General features: G+C 47.2%; 1 protein-coding gene and 1 pseudogene. Both read right to left on the bottom strand.

The window, feature by feature from the left end; genetic code table 11:
* Window positions 1–499 (bottom strand): annotated as a pseudogene (locus tag H6S82_RS15130) (histidine kinase); the annotation flags it as partial.
* A gap of 65 nt (window positions 500–564) precedes the next feature.
* Window positions 565–5,940: a PAS domain S-box protein gene (locus tag H6S82_RS15135; RefSeq protein ID WP_277926451.1), complete on the bottom strand. Its 5,376-nt coding sequence runs from the start codon at window positions 5,938–5,940 to the stop codon at window positions 565–567.

Genomic DNA, 5,940 nt, shown 5'->3' on the forward strand with positions numbered 1-5,940 from the left:
CTGAAAAGAATTCTTCACCCGTTACAGAAGCTGTTGCTACTACAACATTGTGTAGAACTTCTTCTGCTCGCTGACGCTCGGCTATTTCTTTTTCCAGTTCCCGATTAATTTTTTCTAGTTGCTCTGGAGTTTTCAGCGCCAGGAAGTGGGGCAACAGGGTTACCATTTGCCCCGCTGTGAAGCAGGAAACCAAGCCAGTCAGTGCTTTTTCCAAACCCGATAGCCAGTAAGCTGGATGCCAAAGCGTCCAAATTTCCAGTAAGTGACCTGTGCCGCAGAGGATAATGAAGGCTCCGAATAGGGCAAATATTCCTGAAAAGGGAATATCTTGCCGCTTGCAGATAAAATATATTAGCATCGCCGGAATAGAGAAATACGCAGACGCGATCGCTAAATCTGAAACTATGTGCAGCCAAACCAGCGGAGTTTGCCACAGGTAGCAGTGACCGTGAGGTATATACTGAGTTGGGGATAGTAATTGTTGCAAAAGTTCCCACATTTTTTTAAATTCAAAATCCAAAATCCAAAATTCAAAATCCAAAATCCAAAATCCAAAATCCCTACTTATGAGCTATTAGCTACGAAATTTTTTACATTCTCAAAAATCCTTTCTAATTCTGCGATCGCTTCATCTGCACCCTCTAGATTATTTAATTTTGCCTGACTTTCAAGTCGATCGGCAATATCGGGCATCAATCGAATCGCAACTGTAGCGCTCCCGCCTTTGATTTGGTGAGCGCGACGTGCGAGAGTGTCGCAATCTCCTGACAAGATGGCTTGTTTGGCCTCTTGGATATACATTTCCCCATCTTCCACAAAAGCTTGCAGAAGTTCTGCTTGAAACTCTACATCACCCTTACAAATTTGGTGCAGGCGTTCAATATCTATAATGTCTACCGATGAGGCGACTGTAGTAAGATCGGCAATTGAATTTTTGGGGCTATCTTTACCTTTTGCAGTACTAAAATTTCCCGATGTAATGCTTTCAGAGATGTCAGATTCCATTTCGATCTTTTGGTTTTTTATTTGTAATTGGGATACCCAGCGTTCTAAAACTGTTTGGAGTTGGTTAAGATCGATCGGTTTGCTGATGTAGTCATCCATGCCAGCAGCCAGACATTTTTCCCGTTCTCCGACTAAAGCATTTGCTGTCATAGCAACGATCTTATGACGAGTACCATAGAGACGACGCAACCTTCTTGTTGCTTCATAGCCATCCATCACCGGCATTTGACAATCCATTAATACGATGTCGTAATCCTGTGATGCCAAAATATCTATTGCCTCTTGACCGTTATTGACACAATCTGCCTGGTAGCCCAAAACTTTCAGTTGATTCAAACCGACTTTTTGGTTAACCGGAGTATCCTCAACTAAGAGAATTTTAAAATTTTGTGTTGGAGTGGGAGAGGAGTGAGGGGTGAGGGGAAGAGGAGGAATTTTGACTTTTGACTTTTGACTTTTGACTCTGCCGTTCTCCCTGTTCGCCGCATTCAGCAAACTGTCAAACAAACGGGTAGCTTTCACAGGTTTAGTTAAATAGTCAGCTAAACCCTCCTCAACCAAATCTTTAATCTTTTCACGCTGTTTCGCCTGGGTGAGGAGAACCCATTTCGTTTGCTGCATTAATGGTTCTGAGGTAATCGTGCGTTGCAGTGTTTTGTCGCTTAATTCCTCAAGCTGCATATCGACGAGAGCGATATCGTAGGGACGATTTTCAGCGGTGGCATTTCGCACAGCGATCATTGCCATCCAAGTGCGATCGGTTTCGCTTACCTCCATACCCCACCAAGTTGCGAGAGAACGCACTATTTTTCGCACGGTAGGTCTATTGCTGACCACGAGCATTTTTAGCCCGGAAAGCGAAGTAACTTCTGGCGTGGGTGAAGAAGGTGAAATTGGTGGCGTTAAAGGGAGAGTAAACCAAAAAGTTGAGCCGACTCCGAAAGTACTTTCTACGCCAATTTCTCCTCCCATCAATTCCACCAGCTGCTTGCAAATTGCCAGACCCAAACCGGTACCTCCGTATTCGCGGGTAGTAGAATCATCGACTTGGGAAAAAGATTGAAACAGCTTTTTCTTACCTTCTGGGCTGATACCAATACCCGTATCGCGCACAGAAAATAGGAGACTTAAGGGAGGAGTGAGGGATGGGGGGAGTGGGGGAGGGAAGACAGAAGAGGAAGAATTTTGACTTTTGACTTTTGACTTTTGACTTTCCTGCTCTCCGTGGGTGGGGTTTCCCGCAATGGTAACTTCAATTACCACTTCTCCTTTATCGGTGAATTTGATGGCATTGCCCACCAAATTCATGAGGATTTGGCGCAGACGGGCGGGATCTCCGTTGATTTGTCTGTTGACGTTGCGATCGACTAATCCAGCTAATTCCAGTCCCTTATTTTCTGCGGAGGGCGCGAGCAAATCCAGCACTTCTTCCAGACAAACATTTAAGTCAAAATCCACCTTCTCCAGTCGCATTTCTCCAGCTTCGAGTTTGGAGAAGTCGAGAATATCGTTGATCAGAGTCAGCAGAGTTTGAGCGCTGATTCTGAGAGTTTGTACAAAGTCCCGCTGTTCGGCAGTTAGCTCGGTTTTCAGAAGTAAGTCGGTCATCCCCACCACGCCATTCATGGGAGTGCGGATTTCGTGACTCATATTGGCGAGGAACAAGGACTTCATACGGGAAGCTTGCAATGCTTCCTCTCGCGCTTGTTGCGATCGCTCGAACAAAGTCGATTGCTGGATGGCGATCGCCAGCTGTACGCTCAGCTGTCGTAAAAGCTCTGTTTCCGCTTCAGTCCAAGTCCTTGCACCCTGACATTCGTGGGCGATCAGCAATCCCCATAATTGTGCCTGGGGTGTAGGGCATTGGGGATAGAGGTCGCTTTCCGATGCCTCATTACCTGCTTCCAGTATTCCCCCATCTTGGATGATAATCGGAACTATTAAGTTAGCTCTGACTTGAAATTGTTCTAATAGGGCGATGTGGCAATCTTTTAAATCACCGCCATAAATATCATCAATTGCTCGAATTCGACCTTGACCGTACAGAGCGAAATAAGAATTATTAAAGCACCGATCTTGAATTTCTCTCCCCAAAAGCGATATCCAAGGCTCGTTAACGGATTCAACAATTATATAGCCTGAGCAGTCTGGGCGGAAGCGGTAAATAACGACGCGATCGGTCGAGAGTAATTGCCGCACTTCTTCTGTAGTGGTGCTGAGTGTTTGAGTGAGATTGAGAGAGGAGCGCACCCGATGGGCGATCGAGGAAACCAACCGCTCCCGCAAAAACAGTTGCCCCAGGCGCTGTTCCGATTGTCGCAAAGAGCGTTCTACTTGCTTGCTAGTGCTAATGTCGCGCACTACTGCCGCCAGACAGATCGGTTCTTTAGTTTTCGGATCTTTAACAAGAAAAACATTCATCAAAACATCAATGATTTTACCGTTGCGGAAGTGTTGTAGTTGTGTTTCTCCTTGCCAGCGTCCTTCGCTGAGTGCAGTTGCTAAAATTGTTTGACTAAATTCCTGGTGTAGTGCTTGGGGAACATAATCCAATATATTGGTAGAAAAAACTGCCGACAAATCTTTTAAACCCACGAGTCGGCGTCCGGCTTCGTTGAGAAAGCAAATTTTGCCATCTAAAGATGCTTGGGAAATGAAGTCGCTGCTGTTTTCGATCAGAGAAACAAATTTTTGGCGTTCTTCTTCTGCTTGTTTGCGTTCGGTGATATCGCGGATCACACCCACATAACAACCCACATTCCCGGTATGATTGAGGACGGCGAAAGCGGAAGCATCGATTTCGACTATTTTGCCGTCTTTAGTGTGGCAAGTAATTTCACCGCGAAACTTGCCGATGGCGGCTAAACTTTCCGCAACAAGTACAAAATCCTCTTTGCCTATGAGTTGAGGTGTCTGTCCTTTTAGTTCGGCGTCGCTGTATCCAAACAGCTCTTGATGGGCGGCATTTTGTTCCAGGTAAAAACCGTCAGGGTCAATGATACCGATCGCATCGGTGGAGTTCAAAAATATCTCTTGGTAGAGCCGCAGTTTTTCCTCTGCCTGTTTGCGATGAGTAATATCTCTGTGCGTTCCCGTCATCCGCAGGGGCTGACCGATTTCATCCCGTTCTGTGACTTTCCCGTGGGATAGAATCCACTTCCACGTTCCCTGCTTCGATAGCATCCGAAATTCGATTTCGTAGACGGGAGTCGCGCCGACCAGATGGGCGTTTTTGCTCTCCTCAACTCTGGGTAGGTCTTCTGGATGTACTAAGCGCAGGAAAGATTCGTAATTATTCTCGATTTCCTCGACTTCGTACCCCAGCATTTTCTTCCACTGCGGGTCGAAATAGCTATCTTTTGTGTTAACGTGCCAATCCCACAATCCCAAGGCGCTGCCTTCCATCGCCAGCTGCAATCGCTCATTGCTCACCTGCAAAGCTTCCGAGGCTCGTTTGCGCTCAATTCCCAAGGCGACTTGGCTGGCGATCGACTCTAAGGTATCGAGTATATTTGCCTTGAGAGAGGTGCGGGCAAAGATGGCCATGACGCCGACTACCCGGTCTTCGACAATTAACGGATAACCTGCAAAGGCTTCCATTCCTTCTTGCCGCGCCCACTCCGGGTTGCTAATCCTGGGATCGTTGTGCAGGTCATTCGTCATGTAGGGCTTCTTTTCGGCAGCAATTAAACCAATCTTGAAGCTGCCCACGGGTATGCGAGCGTGACCGCCGTCGATGTGGGTGTAGATTCCGGCAGAAGCTTGCAATTGCAGTATGTTTGGATTTAATTCGATCGTCCAAATGCGGGCAAAGGCAGCATTCAGGTGTTCTACCAATGCCTCGCAGCAACGACGCAGCATCGCTCCCAAGTCGCCCGCCCCCGTTAGCGCCAAGCCGATATCAGACCTTAATGCCGACTGTTTGGCTCTTTCGGCTAATTCTTGTTCTACCCGCTTTCTCTCGGTGATGTCAGTGGCTGTGCCGAGAATCTGCTTGACTTTGCCGTCGGGAGTTCTGGCAAAGGGGGTTTCCCGACCCATGAAAGTCCGCCATTCTCCTTTGGCATCCCTGACTCGATATTCTATTTCGAGGATGTCTCCATCAGAAGCAGTCTCCCACTGCTTTACGTACTTTGAGAATACCGCCCAGTCTTCGGGGTGAATAATATTTGGCAAAAGCGCCTCACCCATGATTTTAATTTCTTCTGGGGTATAGCCCAGCACAGCGGCAAGTTCGCGATTTGTATAAATGTTGCGCTGTTCGATCCGATCGTAAATGTACCAAAGATTGGGGGTAGCTTCGGCTATTCGTTGAATAAAACGCTGGCTCTCCCGCAGGGCTTCTTCTGCTTGCTTGCGTTCGGTGATGTCGCGGATAATACAAAGTCGCTCGCCTCCTTCCAGCAGGGTGACGGTGACTTCTTGAGGAAATGTTGTGCCATCTCTTCGCAGACCTCTTGCTTCTGTGCGACAGCAACCTTGTTGCAAAAAGCTGGGATATATTTCTTTGGTAAATCTTTGCAGTTCGGCTTCGTCGTAGAGTACTTGCCAGCTTTTTCCCAATAGTTCTTCGGTTCTGTCGTAGCCGAAGATTTTGAGCTGAGCGTCGTTTAAATAGATATACTCTCCGTTAGAGTTGAGGATGGCGATGCCATCGCTGGCAGCTGCGATCGCCGCTGCTTGCTGTTTGAGGGCTGCTTCTGCCCGTTTGCGATCGCTGATGTCTAAGAATACGGCAATCAGGCGATCGAGCGATCCGGCTTCGTTTTTAATGCAGCTTACCGAAACTCTGGTGTAAACTATATTGCCATCTTTGCGAAGCAAGCGTGTGTCTAAAACGCAGTCATCGATCTCTCCTGTCAAGACTTTCAATAACTGTTGCCAGTTAGCGTCTCTGTCCAAGGGATGAATCAATTCCAGCCAACTATGACGCAA

Origin of the sequence: Planktothrix sp. FACHB-1355, from assembly GCF_014748295.1 — a bacterium.
Taxonomy (GTDB): Bacteria; Cyanobacteriota; Cyanobacteriia; order Cyanobacteriales; family Aerosakkonemataceae; genus Aerosakkonema; species Aerosakkonema funiforme_A.